General features: G+C 68.7%; 1 pseudogene. It reads left to right on the forward strand.

Annotated elements, in window-relative coordinates:
- Window positions 1-419, forward strand: a pseudogene (locus tag EN738_RS36710) (septum formation inhibitor MinC); the annotation flags it as partial.

The following is a 419-nucleotide window of genomic DNA, read 5'->3' on the forward strand; positions in this document are numbered from 1 at the left end:
ATCCGCTTCCGCGCCCGCTCCTTTGTCGCTTTCACGCTCACCCCGGAAGCTCCCATCGACGACTGGCTGGAGGGACTCGATCACTGGATCGGCAACTCGCCGGGCTATTTCGCCGGCCGCCCGGTGGTGCTGGATCTGAACACTTTGAAGCCGGGGCCGGAGGAGATCGCGGCGCTGGTTGGCGTGCTCGGCTCGCGCGGCATCCGCGTCTACGCCGTCGAGCTCGACGGCGCCGAGCTCGGGCCCGATTTGCCGCCGCTGCTCGCCGGCGCCAAGGAAGCCACCGCCGAGGGTCTGCTGGGCAGGGCTGCGCGCAAGGCGAAGGCGGAGGAAATCACGGTCGAGACGGCCACCGTTGAGGATGTGCAGCAGGGACAGGTGCGGGCGCAGCAGGATGAGCTGTTGAAGCTCGACGAGGC

It is taken from the genome of Mesorhizobium sp. M4B.F.Ca.ET.017.02.2.1, assembly GCF_003998955.1.
GTDB lineage: Bacteria > Pseudomonadota > Alphaproteobacteria > Rhizobiales > Rhizobiaceae > Mesorhizobium > Mesorhizobium abyssinicae.